The sequence below is a fragment of the Roseomonas sp. CAU 1739 genome (assembly GCF_039839775.1).
Lineage (GTDB): Bacteria > Pseudomonadota > Alphaproteobacteria > Acetobacterales > Acetobacteraceae > Neoroseomonas.
Map to the genome: position 1 here is coordinate 322766 of NZ_JBDOQQ010000004.1, position 15526 is coordinate 338291.

The following is a 15526-nucleotide window of genomic DNA, read 5'->3' on the forward strand; positions in this document are numbered from 1 at the left end:
AAGTGCGCGCGCCCGTTCCAGCGCGCCCGCGACCTGCCACGCCTCCAAAATGCGGCCAGCCAGGCCTCCATCAGGCGGCGAGCGTCTTGCCCCGTTCGGCGCGCCGGCGGCATCACGCCGTTGCGCGGCAGCGCGCTGCCGCAGCAGCCAGGTAGACCGCCGCCTTCCTCCCCGTCGTTCTACAGCAGGGCGAATTTCACCGCCGACAACCCGGCGATCAGCCACACCGCGCCATGGACCTCGCCAGGCTTGCCGGCCAACGTCTTGACCCCCGCATGGGTGATGAAACCAAGCCCGATCCCCGTCGCGATGGAAAAGGTGAAGGGCATCGTGATCGCAGTGACGATGGCTGGCATGTAGTCCGTCGCATCCTCCCAATCGAGTTCCTGCAGCGACTTCGCCATCAGGCAGGCGACGAAGACCAGCGCCGGCGCCGTCGCGAAGCCGGGGATGGAGGTCGCCAGCGGTGCCAGGAACAGCGCCAGCATGAACAGCACGCCCACCGTGACCGCCGTGAGCCCGGTGCGCCCGCCGGCCTGGATGCCGGCGGCGCTTTCGATGTAGCTGACGGTGGTCGACGTGCCGAGCACCGCGCCCATCATCGCCCCCGCAGAATCCGCCACCAGCGCGCGGCCCAGATTCGGCACCGTGCCATCCTTCTGCATCAGTCCCGCCCGATGCACCGTGCCGATCAGCGTGCCGGTGTTGTCCAGCAGGTCCACGATGAAGAAGGTGAAGACGATCCCGGTGATGCCGAGCCCGATGGCGCCCGGGATGTCGAGCTGCAGGAAGGTCGGCGCCAGCGAAGGCGGCATCGATGCAATGCCCTGGAACGTCGTCAGCCCGAAGGGGATGCCGGCCAGCGCCGTGATGATGATGCCCAGCACGATCGACCCCGGCACACCACGCGCCGCCAGCCCGGCCATCAGCAGGAAACCCGCGCAGGACAGCAGCGTGCTGGTCACGCCGAGCGGCCCGAGCCCGACCAGCGTGGCCGGATGGTCCACCACGATCCCCATGCCGCGCAGCCCGATCAGGCCCAGGAAGAAGCCTATCCCCGCCGCGATGCCGAACTTCAGCGACAGCGGGATGCCGTTCACCAGCCATTCCCGGACCTTCAGCACCGACACCGCGAAGAACAGCAGCCCCGACAGGAACACTGCCCCGAGTGCGACCTGCCAAGGCACCCCCATGCCCTGCACCACGGCGAAGGCGAAGTAGGCGTTAAGCCCCATGCCCGGGGCCAGGGCGATCGGGAAATTGGCGATCACCCCCATCAGCATCGACCCGATCGCCGCGGCGAGGCAGGTGGCGACGAAGGCGGCGCCGGCATTAATGCCTGCGGCCGCCATGATCGAGGGATTGACCACCACGATATAGGCCATGGTCAGGAAGGTGGAGAGGCCGGCGAGGATCTCGGTGCGCGGGTCGGTGCCGCGCTCGCTCAGGTGGAACAGGCGCTCCATGCGGGGATCTCCGGGGGCTGGTGCTGCGGCAAGGCTATGCCATGGCCGGCCCGCGAATCCCGCGCCGCCGCAGCCGGGCCGCTGCCCGGCGCGGCGGTTGCCGGGTCAGTGTTGCATCTGCGCCGCGCCGGCCGCGGCGATGCGCATGGCAAGCGCCTGCGCCCAATGGTCATGCGCCTGCTGCAGGCTGATGCCGATCGCCTCCGGCACCGCCGCGGCACCGACCCCCAGATACCAGCCGGCCGGCATGTCGAGCGCAGCGCCAAGGCTGAGCGCAAGGCGCAGCGTCAACGGCTCGAGCCCCAGTTCCAGCCGCGCCATGCGACGCTGCGTGATGCCGACGCGGCGCGCCAACTGCGTCGCCGTCAGGCCAAGGCGGCGGCGCCGGTGATGCAGCGCCGCACCGACCTGGCCATCGAATTCCAGGTCCCCGGCGGTGGCTGCGTCATGCGTGGTCGCCGTGGCGGTCTGCAGGTGCTCAGACATTTTGTCGTCCTCATCGCTGTGCTCACCGGCAAGGTCGCGCCGGCGACGCAAGGACTGAGGCCGATTCGGCTAACGAAAGGTGAATAACCGCCACATCTGGGGAATTTCCTGCAGGGGACCACGAGATATGGGGGGCGGTCGGGCATCGGGGTGTCGGAAGCCGGAGGGGCCTTGCCCCTCCGGACCACCCCACCAAAGGCCAACGGGCCTTTGGAATGCGGGTTTTGGGCGCCTCGCCCTGCGGTCGTGCCCAGTGTGGGGACATCCTCCGGCACCTGATGAGGGAGCGGAGGCCACGGCGCACCCATGGCATGTGGCAGCAGGTCTCGGTTGCCGCGGGGCCACCGGCTTTTGGTGGGGTGGGGGCAATGCCACTCCAATACTGAGCGCAAGGGTGCGCCATCCACGCGGCTTCCCGGCTCATCTGCGCGCCCTTCGCGCGCATCGCCAACACACGCTAGGCTCCGGGCCATGTTCGGAGGACCACCGCCAATGCTCGCTTCCCAGCGCCATCTTTTCGATATCCCCCGCGATGTCGCCTACCTCAACGCCGCCGCCTGGTCGCCGCTGCCCCTCGCGGTGCAGGAAGCGGGGCGCATGGGCGTCGGGCGCAAGGGCCGGCCCTGGGATGTGGACGCCGCCCTGCCGGGGCGGGTCATCGAACGCTGCCGTGCGGCGGCCGCCGCGCTGATCGGTGCGCCGGCCGAGGATGTCGCGATCATCCCCTCGGTGTCCTATGGCGTCGCCGTGGCGGGCAAGATCTTCGCCCCGCCCGCCGGGTCCCGCGTGCTGGTGTTCGAGGACGACCATTCCTCCCCGGTGCTCGAATGGCTTGCCCGCGCCCCCGCCCAGGGCTTCACGGTCGAGACGGTCAAGCGCCCCGCCGATGGCGATTGGACCGCGGCGGTCGAGGAAGCGATCGCGACGCCCGGCGCGCCGATCGCGATCGCGTCGATCTCCAACCTGCACTGGGCCGATGGCGCGGTGCTCGACATGGACCGCATCAGCTCGGCACTGAAGGCCAAGGGTGCTGCGCTGCTGATCGATGCGACGCATGGCGCGGGGATGATGGACCTCGATGTCGCGCGCATCGACCCCGACTTCCTGATCTTCCCGACCTACAAATGGGTGCTCGGTCCTTATGGGCGCGCCTTCATCTACATCGCGAAGCGCCACCAGGATGGCGTGCCGCTGGAACAGACCGGCTTCGGCCGCAAGGGCGTGCTGAACGACCGCGTGCCCTATTTGTCCGACCTGTCCTACGCGCCCACCGCGCGCCGCTTCGACATGGGCGAACGTGACCATTTCATCGGCCTGGAGATGTCGGCGGTGGCGATGGAACTGATGGCATCCTGGGGCCATGCCGCCATCGCCGAACGCTGCGCCATGCTGACCGCGCGGCTGGAGGATGGCCTGGCCGCGGCCGGTGCGATCCTGCCGCAGCGCAGCCTGCGCGCGCCGCATATCCTGTGCGTGTCCTTCCCCGCCGGCATGCCGGCCGGCTTCATCGATGCGCTGGCGGCGCAGAAGGCCTTCGCCGCCCCGCGCCTGGGCCGCCTGCGCATCAGCCCGCATGTCTACAACGACGAGGAGGACGTGGACCGCTTCGTCGCCGCCTATGCGCGCTGCATGGCGGCAAGGGCCGCAGCCTGACGCGGCGCGGAGGGCGCATCGCCGCGCCCTTCCGCGGCCCGGACCGTCAGAGGCGCATCGCGCGGCTTCCCGGAACGGTGCCGCCCGATGACAGGTATCGGTTTCCCAAGGCCCAACTGGCCATCGCCGGAGTGGTCTGGAGGGGCGGCGGCCGATATGCGCGTGGAGGGTGCGACGCCCCCCAATCTCCGCCCCAGGTCGCTAGCGCCCGAAGGTCAGCGAGCGCGTCGGCACCAGCTTGTCGCCGTCATTGTGGTCCAGCACGCGCAGCCGGCCCTGCAGGAAGGCGTCCATCGTCGCGACCTGCAGGTCGACATCCGACGCCGCCTTCATCCGAGTGCCGAGTTCGAGCCCTACGGCGTTGTTGAACAGGTCCATCCGCGAGGCCGGCGAACCCCAGTCGTCGTTCATTTCATGCGCCACGAGCACGTCCATCGCATCGGTGTAGCCGATGTCCCGTGCCAGCATGGCGGAGAGGAAGCAGTGGCGCAGCGCGTCGGCCGGGCCTTCCTGGCCGCGCGAGGCCAACGCGACGACTTCGGCGTCCGATGCGTCCATATCGCTGGTGAAGGCATAGGAGACGTTGCGCGACCAGCGCGTTGCTTCCGCCTTCGCGGCGAGCAGCTTAGGCAGCGAGGTCGCCTTGCTGAGAATGGTCGCGGCTTCGGCGAGGTTGGTGCCGCGAGATTGCAGGGCCTGGTTCGCGAGATTGGCGAGATCGTCCATGAAGGACATGATGTCGTCTCCGTAAGACAGCGGTAATGGCGCGCTGTCTAGGACCCTCCGAACGACGCGAACAGGAAGCGTTTCACCGTTGCGTGACGCGGTGCGACCTGGGTCACAGCCGGTAAACGAATAAGGGCCCCGCGCATCGCGCGAGGCCCCCTTCGGCACGTCCGATCCGGATGGGATCAGGCGGAGTAGTACATTTCGAACTCGACCGGGTGCGGGGTGTGCTCGAAGCGATACACCTCGTTCCACTTCAGCTCGATGTAGGACTCGATCTGCTCCTTGCTGAACACGTCGCCGGCGAGCAGGAACTCGTGGTCGGCGGCGAGCGATTCGAGCGCTTCGCGCAGCGAGCCGCACACCGTCGGGATGTCCTTCAGCTCCTCCGGCGGCAGGTCGTACAGATCCTTGTCCATGGGGTCGCCGGGGTGGATCTTGTTCTTGATCCCGTCCATCGCCGCCATGGTGATCGCCGAATACGCCAGGTAGGGGTTGGCGGTCGGGTCGGGGAACCGCACCTCGACGCGCTTGGCCTTCGGGTTGGTGGTGTAGGGAATGCGGCAGGACGCCGAGCGGTTGCGGGCCGAATAGGCCAGCAGCACAGGGGCCTCGAAGCCCGGGATCAGGCGCTTGTAGGAATTGGTCGAGGGGTTGGTGAAGGCGTTGATGGCCTTGGCGTGCTTGATGATGCCGCCGATGGCGTACAGGCACATCTCCGACAGGTCGGCATAGCCGTTGCCGGCGAACATCGGCTTGCCGGCCTTCCAGATCGAGATGTGGGTGTGCATGCCCGAGCCGTTGTCGCCATAGATCGGCTTCGGCATGAAGGTCGCGGTCTTGCCGTAGCTGTGGGCGACGTTGTGCACGCAGTACTTGTAGATCTGCATCTGGTCGGCCATCTCGACCAGCTTGCCGAAGCGCGTGCCCAGCTCATGCTGGGACTGCGCCACCTCATGGTGGTGCTTCTCGATGGGCAGGCCCATCTCGCCCATGGTGGACAGCATCTCGGCGCGCAGGTCGCTGTCGCCATCGACCGGCGGAACCGGGAAGTAGCCGCCCTTCACCGACGGGCGGTGACCCATGTTGCCTTCCGGATAGTCCTTCAGGGACGAACCCGGGCCCTCGACGCTGTCGAGCTGGTAGATGCCGTAGTTGCCGCCGGTGCCGAACTTCACGCTGTCGAAGATGAAGAACTCGGCCTCGGCGCCGATCAGGACGGTGTCGCCCACGCCCGAGGAGCCGACATAGGCCGCGGCCTTCTTCGCCGTGCCGCGCGGGTCACGCGCATACAACTGGCCGGTCGACGGCTCGAAGATGTCGCAGATCAGGATCAGCTGCGGCTTCGCCGAGAACGGGTCCATGCAGGCCGTCGTCGGGTCGGGCATCAGGATCATGTCGGACTCGTTGATCGCCTTCCAGCCGGCGATCGAGGAGCCGTCGAACATGAAGCCGTCCGTGAACACGTCTTCCGTGACGGTCGAGACGTGCTGGGCGGTGTGCTGCCACTTGCCGCGCGGATCGGTGAACCGGAGGTCCACATACTCGACGCTGTGTTCCTTGATCATCTCCATCACCTTGGAGACGTCGGAGCCACCTGCGGGGGCGGCGGGCTTCTTGGCCATGATGTGCGGTCCTGTTGCCTGACTGCGAAAACCCCGAAACCTGTTCCCGCACCGCGGCTTCGGAGCCCCGCGGAACGACCCGGCGTGCAGGGCGGTGCGGCGACGATCGCCACCCCGCCCGGCTGTTCCCGCCCGGCAGGCGCGCAGCGCCGCGTCCGGACCTGGCACCGCCCCCCCGCCGGGGAAGAGACGGCGAAATCATCGCGGCGAGCGCCGCGTCAAAGTCATCGCGGCGAGCGCCGCGTCAAAGTGAGCGCGGCGAGAGCCGCGCCGGCGTCCGCGCGGCAAGCGCCGCGTCGCCATCACCGTCGCCTCAGACCGCGTCGTCGCCCCGTTCGCCGGTGCGGATGCGGATCACCTCGACGATGTCGGAGACGAAGATCTTGCCGTCGCCGATGCGTCCCGTCCGAGCGGCGGCCTGGATGGCCTCGACGGCGCGGTCCAGCATGTCGTCGCCGCAGACCACCTCGATCTTCACCTTCGGCAGGAAGTCCACGACGTATTCGGCGCCGCGGTACAGCTCGGTATGGCCCTTCTGGCGCCCGAAGCCCTTGGCCTCGACGACGGTCAGGCCCTGGAGCCCGATCTCATGCAGCGCGTCCTTCACCTCGTCGAGCTTGAAGGGCTTGATGATGGCCTCGATCTTCTTCATCGGCTCCTGTCCAGCGGCCTCGGCACCTCAGCAGCGCCTTGGCCGTCCTCCCGGTTGTCCCGGTGCCTCGTTCCCGTGAGCGGCGTGTGGCCCGGTCCGTCGGGAACGGGACACGAGCCGGGTATTGCACGCACCATGCCGAACCAGCAATCGGATGGACCCACGGAAAATCGCCGGGCGAGCCGCAGCATGGCCGAAAGATCGGGCGAAATGCATAATATTTGGGCGAAGACTGCCCATCGAGAGGGCGAATGAGGGCCGCGTCGCGTGCGCAACCCGTTGCCGCCCACCCCGCCCGGCGTCATAACCGCCCACCGTCACACGCTCAGGACAAAGTGCGAGGCCGATGCAGCCGCAGAACGCCCTCCTCTCCGCCACCGGCACCACGATCTTCACGGTCATGTCGGCCTTGGCGAACCAACACCAGGCCATCAACCTCGGCCAGGGCTTCCCCGACTACGATGGCCCCGAGGATGTGGTCCGTGCCGCCGCCGATGCGCTGCTGGATGGCCGCAACCAATACCCGCCGATGACCGGCGTGCCGGAACTGCGCCAGGCGGTCTCGACCCATGCGAAGCGGTTCTACGGCATCGATGCCGACCCGAACGCCGAGGTCGTCGTCACCTCCGGCGCCACCGAGGCGATCACCGCCTGCCTGATGGCCGTGCTGAATCCCGGCGACGAATGCGTGCTGATCGAGCCGCTGTACGACACCTACCTGCCCGTGGTGAAGCTGCTTGGCGCCATCCCGAAGCTGGTGCGGCTTTCGCCGCCGAACTGGGAATTGCCGCGCGCCGAACTGGCCGCCGCCTTCGGGCCGAAGACCAAGGCGATCCTGTTCAACACGCCGATGAACCCGACCGGCAAGGTGTTCACCGCCGCCGAGCTGGCCTTCATCGCGGAACTGGTCGCCCGGCACGACTGCTACGCCATCTGCGACGAGGTCTATGAGCACCTGACCTTCGATGGCTGGAAGCATATCCCGCTGATGACCCTGCCGGGCATGCGCGAGCGCTGCATGCGCATCGGCTCGGCGGGCAAGACCTTCAGCCTGACCGGGTGGAAGGTCGGCTACATCACCTGCGACCGTTCGCTCGCGGCCAACGTGGCGAAGGCGCACCAGAACCTGACCTTCACCACGCCGCCCAACCTGCAGCGCGGCGTCGCCGTCGGCCTGATGAAGGGCGATGCGTATTTCGAGGGGCTGTCCACCCACCTCCAGCAGAAGCGCGACCGGCTGGCCTCGGGTCTCGCGCGGCTCGGATTCGGGGTGCTGGAGACCAAGGGGACCTATTTCATCACCACCGATGTCCGCCCGCTGGGCTGGAATGGCGACGATGTCTCCTTCTGCCGGACGCTGACCGAGGAAGCCAAGGTCACCGCCATCCCGGTTACCGCCTTCTATGCGAGCGAAGGCGCGCCCAGCCATTACGCGCGCTTCGCCTTCTGCAAGGGCGATGCGCTGCTGGACCAGGCGCTGGCGCGGATGGAGGCCTGGCTCGCCGCCCGTGGCGCGGTGACGCGCGCGGCGGCTGGCTGAGGCAGGCGGGCTGGGAGGGGGCTTCGCCCCTCCGGCCCATCCCACCCCCGAGGCCACTCTGCCTCGGGTAGCCGAGTCCGGGTGATGGGCCGGGCAGGGGCCGTTTCGGTGGAACGGCGGCCCTGGGTCCAGGCCGGGTTCGGCGCCTGGCGATAGTGACCCGATGAGACCGGCCCCGGCCGCAGCCCATGCAGGCTTGCAGGTTCAGCAACGGCAGATCCGCCCTTGGTCCTGGGCCGGGTCGACTGATTGCCATCGCATGGGTCGGCGGAGTTGGATTGCATTATTAAATAGAAATTAATCTGAAAATAAGACGTTATGATGTACGATTCTGGCGCGCCGATGAACACCATCGCTGATCCAGTGCAATGCTGAAGAGTGCGATCGCGCGTCTCGTGCGATGAGAATCACTGTGAATACTCCGTTAATCCAGTAATGGTAGTGGCGACGGCAAATTCGACCCTACCGCTTGTGGTTGTGCTGGATGGGATAATTATTGAGACATGTTTTGTGATTGTGTGATCGCGATTATGTGTGATCAAATGCGCGTATGGCGTGCATCAGGGGCGATCACCATGTCGGATGCGGGTAGTGCCAGGCAGCAGACGATACCGGCTCCGGAGGGCGGGCGCTCCTCCTCCGATGCCGCCATGGCGGTCATGCTCGGCGTGGTCGCCCTGCTGGTGGGCCTGAGCGCCACAATGGCGGGAACCTGGATCGCCTATTGGCACGGCGTTCCCCTGTCTCTTCTCGACGGCGCGATTGCTGCGCCGGAAACCGACAAGGTCAGCCTCTATCTGGTCGTCTGCGGCACCATCACGACCATCTTCGGCGGGCTGAGCATCTACAGGTCGCAGGACATGTGAGCACCGCCCGCCGGCTCTCGGGGGATCTCGGCGGCGCGGCACATGGCCGGTACGACCTGACGAAGGGCCGGGCGAGACGTCGCCCGGCCCTTGGCGTTTGTCGGGGTTCGACCGGGCTTCTACGCGGCCGGCTCGCGCAGATACGGCTCGACGGTGCCGGTCAGCTTCAGCGTCAGCGGCTTGCCGCGGCGGTCCACCGCCTTGCCCATGCTGACCCGCACCCAGCCTTCCGAGACGCAGTACTCCTCTACATTGGTCTTTTCCTCGCCGCGGAAGCGGATGCCGACTCCGCGTTGCAGAAGCGCTTCGTCGAAGAACGGGCTGCTCGGATCGGTCGAGAGCCGGTCGGGAAGAGTGTCGGCCATGGGGTATTGCCTCCGTGGGATACGGCCATCGGGCCGTCATGTGCGCCCCGCCTAAGCCAGCTTGCCGCCAAAGCCAAGGCGGCGCGGGTGGCGCCGCCCCTCAGCCTGCCTCCGCCATGGCCTCGGCCATCAGCCAGCGCCGCAGCGCCGCCAAGGCCTCCGTCTCGGGTCGCGAGCGCAGTCGCGTCAGCCAGTAGGCACCGAGCGTGACCTCGGCAGCGAAGGGGCGCACCAGCCGCCCGTCGCGCAGATGGTGTTCGACCATGCGCGCCGGCAGCAGGCCGACGCCCGCCCCCTGCATGGCCGCCTCCGCCATGGCCAGGGAGGAATCGAACACGAAGCCCCGGATGTTCGGAGCCGTCAGCCCCACCGCCGCGAACCACTGCTCCCATTCATCCACGCGATAGGACCGCAGAAGCGTCTCCCGCAGCAGGTCGGCCGGCAGTTGCAGCCGCCGTGCCACCGCGGGCGCGCACAGCGGACCCAGCGGGGCCGCGAGCAGCCGTGTCGCCTCGGTCCCGTGCCAGGCCCCGTCGCCGAAGCGGATTGCCGCGTCCAGTCCTTCGCCGGCGAGGTCCACGCGGTTGTTGTTCGTCATCAGCCGCAGATCGATGAAGGGATGTTCGGCACGAAACGCCGGCAGCCGCCGCAGCAGCCAGCCGGTGACGAAGGTCCCGACGGCGCCAAGCGTCAGCACCTCCTGTGGCCGTCCGGCCTGGAAGCGGTTCAGCGTGGCCCCGATACTGCGGAAGGCATCGGTCAGGACAGGCAGCAGCGCCTCGCCCTCCTCGGTCAGCGCCAGGCCCCGGGAAAGCCGGCGGAACAGCCTGATCCCCAAGATTTCCTCAAGTGCCTTCACCTGGTGGCTGACCGCTGCCTGGGTCACGCGCAGTTCAAGCCCGGCGCGGGTGAAGCTGAGATGCCGGGCGGCGGCCTCGAAGGCACGCAGGGCGTTGAGCGGCAGTGGCGGCAAGGTCATCGCCAAGGCATTAGATTTTCTAGGGTCATTGGCAAGGATTGATCGTTTGCCGAGCCCGCTGCCGCCGGATGAGTGTGCGTCCGCCAGACACGGAAGGCAGGGACATGATCGACAGGCGACACGGAATGATCGGCGCGGCGGCGGGCCTCCTCGCCGGCCTAGCGCGTGGTGCGGCGGCCGAGGGGGGCCTCGATGCGCTGCCGCCGCGCTTCGCCCGTATCGAAGCGGAGCATGGCGGGCGTCTCGGCGTTTCCGTGCTGGACACCGGAACGGGGCGCCAGGCCGGCCATCGCCCGACCGAACGCTTCCCGATGTGCAGCACCTTCAAGGCGCTCCTGAGCGCGGCGGTGCTGGCGCGTGTCGATGGCGGCGGCGAGCGCCTCGACCGGCGTATCCGCATCGCGCGGTCCGACATCATCGCCTGGTCGCCGATCACGGAGACCCGGCTCGGCGGGGAGGGGATGACCGTCGCCGAACTCTGCGCCGCGACCATGACCCTCAGCGACAATGCGGCCGCCAACCTGTTGCTGGCCGCGGTAGGCGGCCCGGCCGGCCTGACGGCCTGGCTGCGTGGCACGGGCGATCAGGTGACGCGCCTGGATCGCACCGAGCCCACGCTCAATGAGGCGCTGCCCGGCGACCCGCGCGACACGACGACGCCGGCGGCCATGGCGGCGACTCTGGGGCGCCTCGCCCTGGGCGATGTCCTGTCCGCCGCCAGCCGGGCGCAGTTCGTCACATGGCTGCGCGGCAATCGCACCGGTGACGCCCGGTTGCGCGCCGGGCTGCCGGCGGGCTGGCAGGTGGGCGACCGCACCGGCACGGGCGCGCGCGGCACCAGCAACGTCATCGGCGTGATGTGGCCCCCCGGCGGCCGCGCGCCGCTGGTGGTCACCGCTTTCCTGACCGAAGGGGCACCCGTGGCCGCGCAGCGTGATGCCGCGCTCGCCGCGGTGGGCGCCGCGATCACCGGCACGATCGGCTGAACGAGGTGCCGCCTGCCGCCGGTTCAGGCCGGCGGGTTCGCGCTGTCCCGCGCCATCAGCGCCAGCCCCTCGGCGACCGAGACGAACTCGCCGCCGGCGACGATGCGCCCGGCGCCGAAACGGTCTTCGAACAACCGCCGCACCGCGGGCACCAGGGAGGTGCCGCCGGTCAGGAACACCCGGTCCACCGCCGCGGGGCCCAGATGCGCATCGGCCAAGGCCGCATCCACGGCCGCCGCAATGCGCTTCAGTTCCGGATCGATCCAGGCCTCGAAGTCACGGCGCGCGATGGTCGTGTTCAAGGCGAAGTCCCCATGCGCGAAGTCGAGCGTAGCCACCTGCTGCCCCGACAGCGCCGCCTTCACGCCCGAGACGGCACGATACAGCGCATAGCCGGCATCGCCTTCGATCAGTTCGATCAGCCGTTGCAGGCGCTCGGGATGCTCGGCGGTGCGCGCCACCGTCGCGATGTCGCGCAGCGTCCGCGGCGCGCGCATCATGGACAGCTGGTTCCAGCGCGCGAAGCTCGCATACCAGGCCGGTGGCACCGGCAGCGGCGCCCCGCCCATGATGGAATAGGTCGACCCCTTGCCAAGCTGCGGCGAGACGACGTGATCGATGATGCGATAGTCGAAGGCATCCCCGGCCACGCCGACGCCGGCATGCCCCAGCGCGGTCACCCGGCGCGGCGGTCCGGGCTCGAAGCGCAGCACCGAGAAGTCGGAGGTGCCGCCGCCGAAATCCGCCACCAGCACTGTCGCCGCGCCATCGAGGTCCTGCGCGAAACGATGCCCCGCCGCCGCCGGTTCCAGCCCCACGGTGACCTGCGCCAGCCCGGCCTCGGCGAAGGCGGCGCGAAGGCGCTGCTCGCCGAAATCATCGTCCGCCCGGTCGCCGACGAAGCGCACCGGCCGCCCGACCGTCACCTGCGCCCCGGCCAGGTCCTGCGCGAAGGGGCCGAGCAATTCGCGCAGGAACACCGCGACCAGCCCCTCCAGCCCCCAGGCGCGACCGAAGATGCGTGTCTCGGTGAAGCTGCGCTGCGCCAGGTACGACTTCATCGACATGATCAGCCGGCTCTCGAGCGGTTCCTCGAGATAGGCCTCGATCGCGGCCGGGCCCGCCGCGCTCTGCGGGCGGCCGTCGGCGCCGGCCCAGAAGCACAGCACCGACCGGAACACGTCGCCGGTGGCATGGTGCAGCGTGCGCACCGACCCATCCGCGCCGACCATGGCGACCACGGAATTCGTCGTGCCGAAATCGATGCCGATGGCGGGGCGCATGGGGCGTTCTGGTCCTGGGAAGGGGGCGCCTTGAAGCCGGTTCGCGCGCCGATGGCAAGGCAGGCAGGTCGCCCCCCTCTGCCCACCCGCTTGCGATGCTGGTGGGCGATGGCCCGGGGCGGTCTTGGGTGCCTTGCCCTCGCGTCCCGCGCCCTTCGCCTGCCGCGGATGAATGACGAGAGCCCGTTCCTCCCGCATGGCAGCGACGCTGCGCACCTGCTTGCCCTATGATCGGCGGGGCCCATTCAGGCGGCGCCGATATCGGGGGCGGCGTGTGCGGCGTGCCAGGCCATGCCCATCCCGACGGCCGTCGTGGCCCCGGCCGATCCGGGATGCCGCCGCGCCGCGGGGCGGCTTTGCCATGGCGGAACCCTCGGCTATCTGGGGCGAGGCCCCGCCCGGGGCGGCCAGGAGGAGTCGCGTGTCGACGATGAACGCCTCGGTTCGCCGCATGCCGTCATCGGCAGTGCCGCGCGTGCCGAAACCACCCCCGCGGCCCTTGGGTACCTGAATGCGGCGCGTGCTGGCGGCGGCATGGATCGGCCTGGCCTTGCCGGGCGGTTCCGCCCTGGCACAGGACACCTTTGTCGGCCGCAGCGCCGCGTCGATGCGGGACCTCGACGCCGTCGCCCCTGGTGCGTCGCTCCGCACGGCCTGCGCCGAACAGATCGAGGCCAGTTTCGACCTGCCCGCCATGGCGCGGGCCGTCGCGGGACTCGACATCTGGGACCGCCTCGGCGCCGCCCGGCAACCGGCCTTCATCGCCGCGCTGCGGGCGCGCCTGGCCACCGAATGCACGCACCGGCAGCGCGGCGGCACGCTGACGCCGCTGGCCACGCGGCAGACCGCGGCCGGCGTCTCGCTCACCGTGCGCCTGACGCTGCCGGACGGGGGCGAGCGCATCCTGGTCTGGCGCCTGCACGAAGGCGGACCCTGGGGCTGGCGCGCATCCGACCTGGTCGTCGATGGCATCAGCGCGGCGGCCGCCCTGCGCGATGAGGTTCGCGCCGGCGTCGAGGCCGCGGACGGCGACGTGGCGGCGGCAATCCCGGCCCTGTCCCGCGGTGCGCCCCCGCCATGAGCCGAAGCCTTCCACCCATGCTGGCGTTCGACAATGTCGTACGCAGTTTCGACGGCGGCCGCGTCGCCGCGGTGCGCGGGGTGAGCCTGAACATCGGCAGCGGGGAGTGCATCGCCCTGACCGGGCGCAGCGGATCGGGCAAGACCTGCCTGCTCAACATGGCGGGCGGCATCGACCTTCCCACCGCCGGGCGCGTGCTGTGGCGGGGCCAGCCGGTCGCCTCGCGCCGTGCCTGGGCGGCGCTTCGGCGCGACGAGATCGGCATCGTGTTCCAGGAGTTCAACCTTCTGCCGACGCTGACGGCGCTGCAGAATGTCGAGATCGCGCTGATGGGCAGCGCGCTGACCGGCCGGGCCCAGCGCGCGAAGGCGGAAGCCGCGCTGGCGCGCATGGGCCTGGAAGGTCGAGCGCGGCACGTGCCCGCCGCGTTGTCGGGCGGCGAACGCCAGCGCGTGGCGATCGCCCGCGCGCTGGTGCGCGAGCCATCCCTGCTGCTGGCGGACGAACCGACCGGCAGCCTGGACAGCGTCAATGCGGCGAATATCGCGGGGCTGCTGCTTGGCCTGCCGCGCGAACGCGGCATGACCCTGCTGATGGTGACCCATGATCCGGCGTTGGCCGCGCGCTGCCCTCGGCGGATCGTGATGCATGACGGCGCGATCATGTCCGACGATCGGCCGGGGGGTGAGTTCGGATGAACCTGCTGGGGCTCGCCTTCAACAATCTGCGGCGGCGCCCGGCGCGCACGCTGCTGTCGGTCCTGGGATTCGGGCTGACGGTGGGTGGCGCCGTGGCACTGCTCTCGCTGGGTCAGGGGATCCGTGCGGGGGTGGGCGACAGCCTCGACGAGCGGGGGGCGGAACTCGTCGTGTCCCAGCGCGCCGCGACGGATGCCTTCGGCGGAAGGCTGCCGGAGACCATGGCGGCGCGACTGGCCCAGGTGCCGGGCGTGGCGGCCGTGAGCGGCGAGATGGTCGCCTTCGTCTCGCTGCCGGGCGGACGGCCGGTGCTCGTCGCGGGCATCCCGTTGACCGCGCCGATGTTGCGCGGCGCGCCAATCGTGGCCGGACGGACGCTGCGGCCGGGCGATACGAAGCAGGTGGTGCTGGGCGACGCGATCGCCGAAAGCCTGGGCGTCGGGCCGGGCGCGATGATCGACCTGCATGAGGACCGGTTCGAGGTGGTGGGCGTCGCGCGCTGGGCGTCGCGCATGAACCGCGGCATGGCGCTGATGCCCCTGGAGGAACTGCAGGCGATCACCTTCCGTCCAGGCCAGGTCACCGGCTTCCATATCCGGCTGGCGCCGGGTGCCTCCCAGCGCCGGCGCGCCGAGATCCGCGCGGCATTGGCGGAAGTGGGGCCGGTGCTGGTCTCGGATGCGGCGGAGGTGATGGACCACGATCGCAACCTGGCGGTGCTGAATGCCGTGTCCTTCGCCGTGTCGCTCATCGCCCTGGCGCTGGGCGGGCTCAATGTGCTCAGCACGCAGCTGATGTCGGTGCAGGAACGCACGCGCGAGATCGGGATGATCTCCGCGATCGGATGGTCGGACGGGCGGCTGCTGTCACTCATCGTCCTGGAAGGCATGATGCTCGGCGTGATGGGGTGCCTGCTGGGCCTCGTGATCGGCGTCGCGGCATCGGGGCTGTTCGAATCCATCCCGACGATCGGGCGCTTCGTCACCTTCCAGCCGACGGTCGGCGGATTGGTCGCGCCGTTGCTCGGGGCGTTGGTGCTGTGCCTGGTGGGCGCGCTGTATCCTGCCTGGCGCGCGGTGCGGCTTTCGCCCGCGGCCGCGCTGCGGCGCGGATAAGGCCG

Annotated in this window: 15 protein-coding genes; 7 read left to right on the forward strand and 8 right to left on the reverse strand. The window is 69.4% G+C overall.

Going from position 1 to position 15526, the window contains the following annotated elements; all coding sequences use genetic code 11:
- Positions 1 to 179: 179 nt before the first annotated feature.
- Together AAFN86_RS10040 and AAFN86_RS10045 are read right to left on the reverse strand one after the other, a co-directional pair.
- Positions 180 to 1466 (reverse strand): NCS2 family permease, encoded by a 1287-nt coding sequence (locus tag AAFN86_RS10040; RefSeq protein WP_347543164.1) that lies wholly within the window; start codon positions 1464 to 1466, stop codon positions 180 to 182.
- Positions 1467 to 1571: 105 nt separating this feature from the next.
- Positions 1572 to 1952: a helix-turn-helix transcriptional regulator gene (locus AAFN86_RS10045; RefSeq protein WP_347543165.1), complete on the reverse strand. Its 381-nt coding sequence runs from the start codon at positions 1950 to 1952 to the stop codon at positions 1572 to 1574.
- A 492-nt stretch (positions 1953 to 2444) separates the two neighbouring features.
- Here AAFN86_RS10045 and AAFN86_RS10050 point away from each other — a divergent pair, with 492 nt between their 5' ends.
- On the forward strand, positions 2445 to 3605 hold the full coding sequence (locus AAFN86_RS10050; protein WP_347543166.1) for an aminotransferase class V-fold PLP-dependent enzyme: 1161 nt from the start codon (positions 2445 to 2447) through the stop codon (positions 3603 to 3605).
- Positions 3606 to 3806: 201 nt separating this feature from the next.
- Here the strand turns inward: AAFN86_RS10050 and AAFN86_RS10055 are convergent, their stop codons facing one another.
- From AAFN86_RS10055 to AAFN86_RS10065, 3 genes are all read right to left on the reverse strand, one after another.
- On the reverse strand, positions 3807 to 4340 hold the full coding sequence (locus tag AAFN86_RS10055; RefSeq protein ID WP_347543167.1) for a DUF6973 domain-containing protein: 534 nt from the start codon (positions 4338 to 4340) through the stop codon (positions 3807 to 3809).
- A gap of 176 nt (positions 4341 to 4516) precedes the next feature.
- Positions 4517 to 5956 carry a type I glutamate--ammonia ligase gene (glnA, locus tag AAFN86_RS10060; protein WP_347543168.1) on the reverse strand — a complete coding sequence of 480 codons (1440 nt, stop codon included), beginning with the start codon at positions 5954 to 5956 and terminating at the stop codon, positions 4517 to 4519.
- A 313-nt stretch (positions 5957 to 6269) separates the two neighbouring features.
- Positions 6270 to 6608, reverse strand: a complete 339-nt coding sequence (locus tag AAFN86_RS10065) for a P-II family nitrogen regulator (RefSeq protein ID WP_347543169.1) — start codon at positions 6606 to 6608, stop codon at positions 6270 to 6272.
- A 346-nt stretch (positions 6609 to 6954) separates the two neighbouring features.
- On the opposite strand from AAFN86_RS10065, the gene AAFN86_RS10070 reads away from it, so the two are divergent.
- Both AAFN86_RS10070 and AAFN86_RS10075 read left to right on the forward strand, forming a co-directional pair.
- Entirely contained in the window at positions 6955 to 8148 is a 1194-nt protein-coding gene (locus AAFN86_RS10070; RefSeq protein ID WP_347543170.1) for an aminotransferase, read from the forward strand.
- Between the two features lie 650 nt (positions 8149 to 8798).
- Positions 8799 to 9014 carry a hypothetical protein gene (locus AAFN86_RS10075; RefSeq protein ID WP_347543171.1) on the forward strand — a complete coding sequence of 72 codons (216 nt, stop codon included), beginning with the start codon at positions 8799 to 8801 and terminating at the stop codon, positions 9012 to 9014.
- A gap of 119 nt (positions 9015 to 9133) precedes the next feature.
- Here the strand turns inward: AAFN86_RS10075 and AAFN86_RS10080 are convergent, their stop codons facing one another.
- Both AAFN86_RS10080 and AAFN86_RS10085 read right to left on the reverse strand, forming a co-directional pair.
- On the reverse strand, positions 9134 to 9379 hold the full coding sequence (locus tag AAFN86_RS10080; RefSeq protein WP_347543172.1) for a DUF3297 family protein: 246 nt from the start codon (positions 9377 to 9379) through the stop codon (positions 9134 to 9136).
- Positions 9380 to 9479: 100 nt separating this feature from the next.
- A complete protein-coding gene (locus AAFN86_RS10085) occupies positions 9480 to 10358 on the reverse strand; it encodes a LysR family transcriptional regulator (RefSeq protein ID WP_347543194.1) in 879 nt (292 codons plus the stop codon).
- Between the two features lie 104 nt (positions 10359 to 10462).
- Between AAFN86_RS10085 and bla the strand changes: the two genes are divergently transcribed.
- A complete protein-coding gene (gene bla, locus AAFN86_RS10090) occupies positions 10463 to 11344 on the forward strand; it encodes a class A beta-lactamase (RefSeq protein ID WP_347543173.1) in 882 nt (293 codons plus the stop codon).
- Positions 11345 to 11367: 23 nt separating this feature from the next.
- Here the strand turns inward: bla and AAFN86_RS10095 are convergent, their stop codons facing one another.
- Positions 11368 to 12627: an Hsp70 family protein gene (locus AAFN86_RS10095; protein ID WP_347543174.1), complete on the reverse strand. Its 1260-nt coding sequence runs from the start codon at positions 12625 to 12627 to the stop codon at positions 11368 to 11370.
- A 511-nt stretch (positions 12628 to 13138) separates the two neighbouring features.
- On the opposite strand from AAFN86_RS10095, the gene AAFN86_RS10100 reads away from it, so the two are divergent.
- From AAFN86_RS10100 to AAFN86_RS10110, 3 genes are read left to right on the forward strand one after another with little or no spacing between them, the layout of a single operon-like run.
- Positions 13139 to 13708 (forward strand): ABC transporter substrate-binding protein, encoded by a 570-nt coding sequence (locus tag AAFN86_RS10100; protein ID WP_347543175.1) that lies wholly within the window; start codon positions 13139 to 13141, stop codon positions 13706 to 13708.
- Positions 13705 to 14406, forward strand: coding sequence for an ABC transporter ATP-binding protein (locus AAFN86_RS10105; RefSeq protein WP_347543176.1), 702 nt, complete (start codon positions 13705 to 13707; stop codon positions 14404 to 14406). Before AAFN86_RS10100 ends, AAFN86_RS10105 begins: the two co-directional genes overlap by 4 nt.
- Entirely contained in the window at positions 14403 to 15521 is a 1119-nt protein-coding gene (locus AAFN86_RS10110; RefSeq protein WP_347543177.1) for an ABC transporter permease, read from the forward strand. Before AAFN86_RS10105 ends, AAFN86_RS10110 begins: the two co-directional genes overlap by 4 nt.
- Positions 15522 to 15526 lie beyond the last annotated feature (5 nt).

What these genes read in the sequence shown, in the direction of transcription:
- AAFN86_RS10045 (WP_347543165.1), bottom strand. Translation starts at nt 1,952, where the DNA reads ATGTCTGAGCACCTGCAGACCGCCACGGCGACCACGCATGACGCAGCC.
- AAFN86_RS10040 (WP_347543164.1), bottom strand. Translation starts at nt 1,466, where the DNA reads ATGGAGCGCCTGTTCCACCTGAGCGAGCGCGGCACCGACCCGCGCACC.
- AAFN86_RS10100 (WP_347543175.1), top strand. Translation starts at nt 13,139, where the DNA reads ATGCGGCGCGTGCTGGCGGCGGCATGGATCGGCCTGGCCTTGCCGGGC.
- AAFN86_RS10050 (WP_347543166.1), top strand. Translation starts at nt 2,445, where the DNA reads ATGCTCGCTTCCCAGCGCCATCTTTTCGATATCCCCCGCGATGTCGCC.
- AAFN86_RS10065 (WP_347543169.1), bottom strand. Translation starts at nt 6,608, where the DNA reads ATGAAGAAGATCGAGGCCATCATCAAGCCCTTCAAGCTCGACGAGGTG.
- AAFN86_RS10085 (WP_347543194.1), bottom strand. Translation starts at nt 10,358, where the DNA reads ATGACCTTGCCGCCACTGCCGCTCAACGCCCTGCGTGCCTTCGAGGCC.
- AAFN86_RS10075 (WP_347543171.1), top strand. Translation starts at nt 8,799, where the DNA reads ATGGCGGTCATGCTCGGCGTGGTCGCCCTGCTGGTGGGCCTGAGCGCC.
- AAFN86_RS10070 (WP_347543170.1), top strand. Translation starts at nt 6,955, where the DNA reads ATGCAGCCGCAGAACGCCCTCCTCTCCGCCACCGGCACCACGATCTTC.
- AAFN86_RS10105 (WP_347543176.1), top strand. Translation starts at nt 13,705, where the DNA reads ATGAGCCGAAGCCTTCCACCCATGCTGGCGTTCGACAATGTCGTACGC.
- AAFN86_RS10110 (WP_347543177.1), top strand. Translation starts at nt 14,403, where the DNA reads ATGAACCTGCTGGGGCTCGCCTTCAACAATCTGCGGCGGCGCCCGGCG.
- glnA (WP_347543168.1), bottom strand. Translation starts at nt 5,956, where the DNA reads ATGGCCAAGAAGCCCGCCGCCCCCGCAGGTGGCTCCGACGTCTCCAAG.
- bla (WP_347543173.1), top strand. Translation starts at nt 10,463, where the DNA reads ATGATCGACAGGCGACACGGAATGATCGGCGCGGCGGCGGGCCTCCTC.
- AAFN86_RS10095 (WP_347543174.1), bottom strand. Translation starts at nt 12,627, where the DNA reads ATGCGCCCCGCCATCGGCATCGATTTCGGCACGACGAATTCCGTGGTC.
- AAFN86_RS10055 (WP_347543167.1), bottom strand. Translation starts at nt 4,340, where the DNA reads ATGTCCTTCATGGACGATCTCGCCAATCTCGCGAACCAGGCCCTGCAA.
- AAFN86_RS10080 (WP_347543172.1), bottom strand. Translation starts at nt 9,379, where the DNA reads ATGGCCGACACTCTTCCCGACCGGCTCTCGACCGATCCGAGCAGCCCG.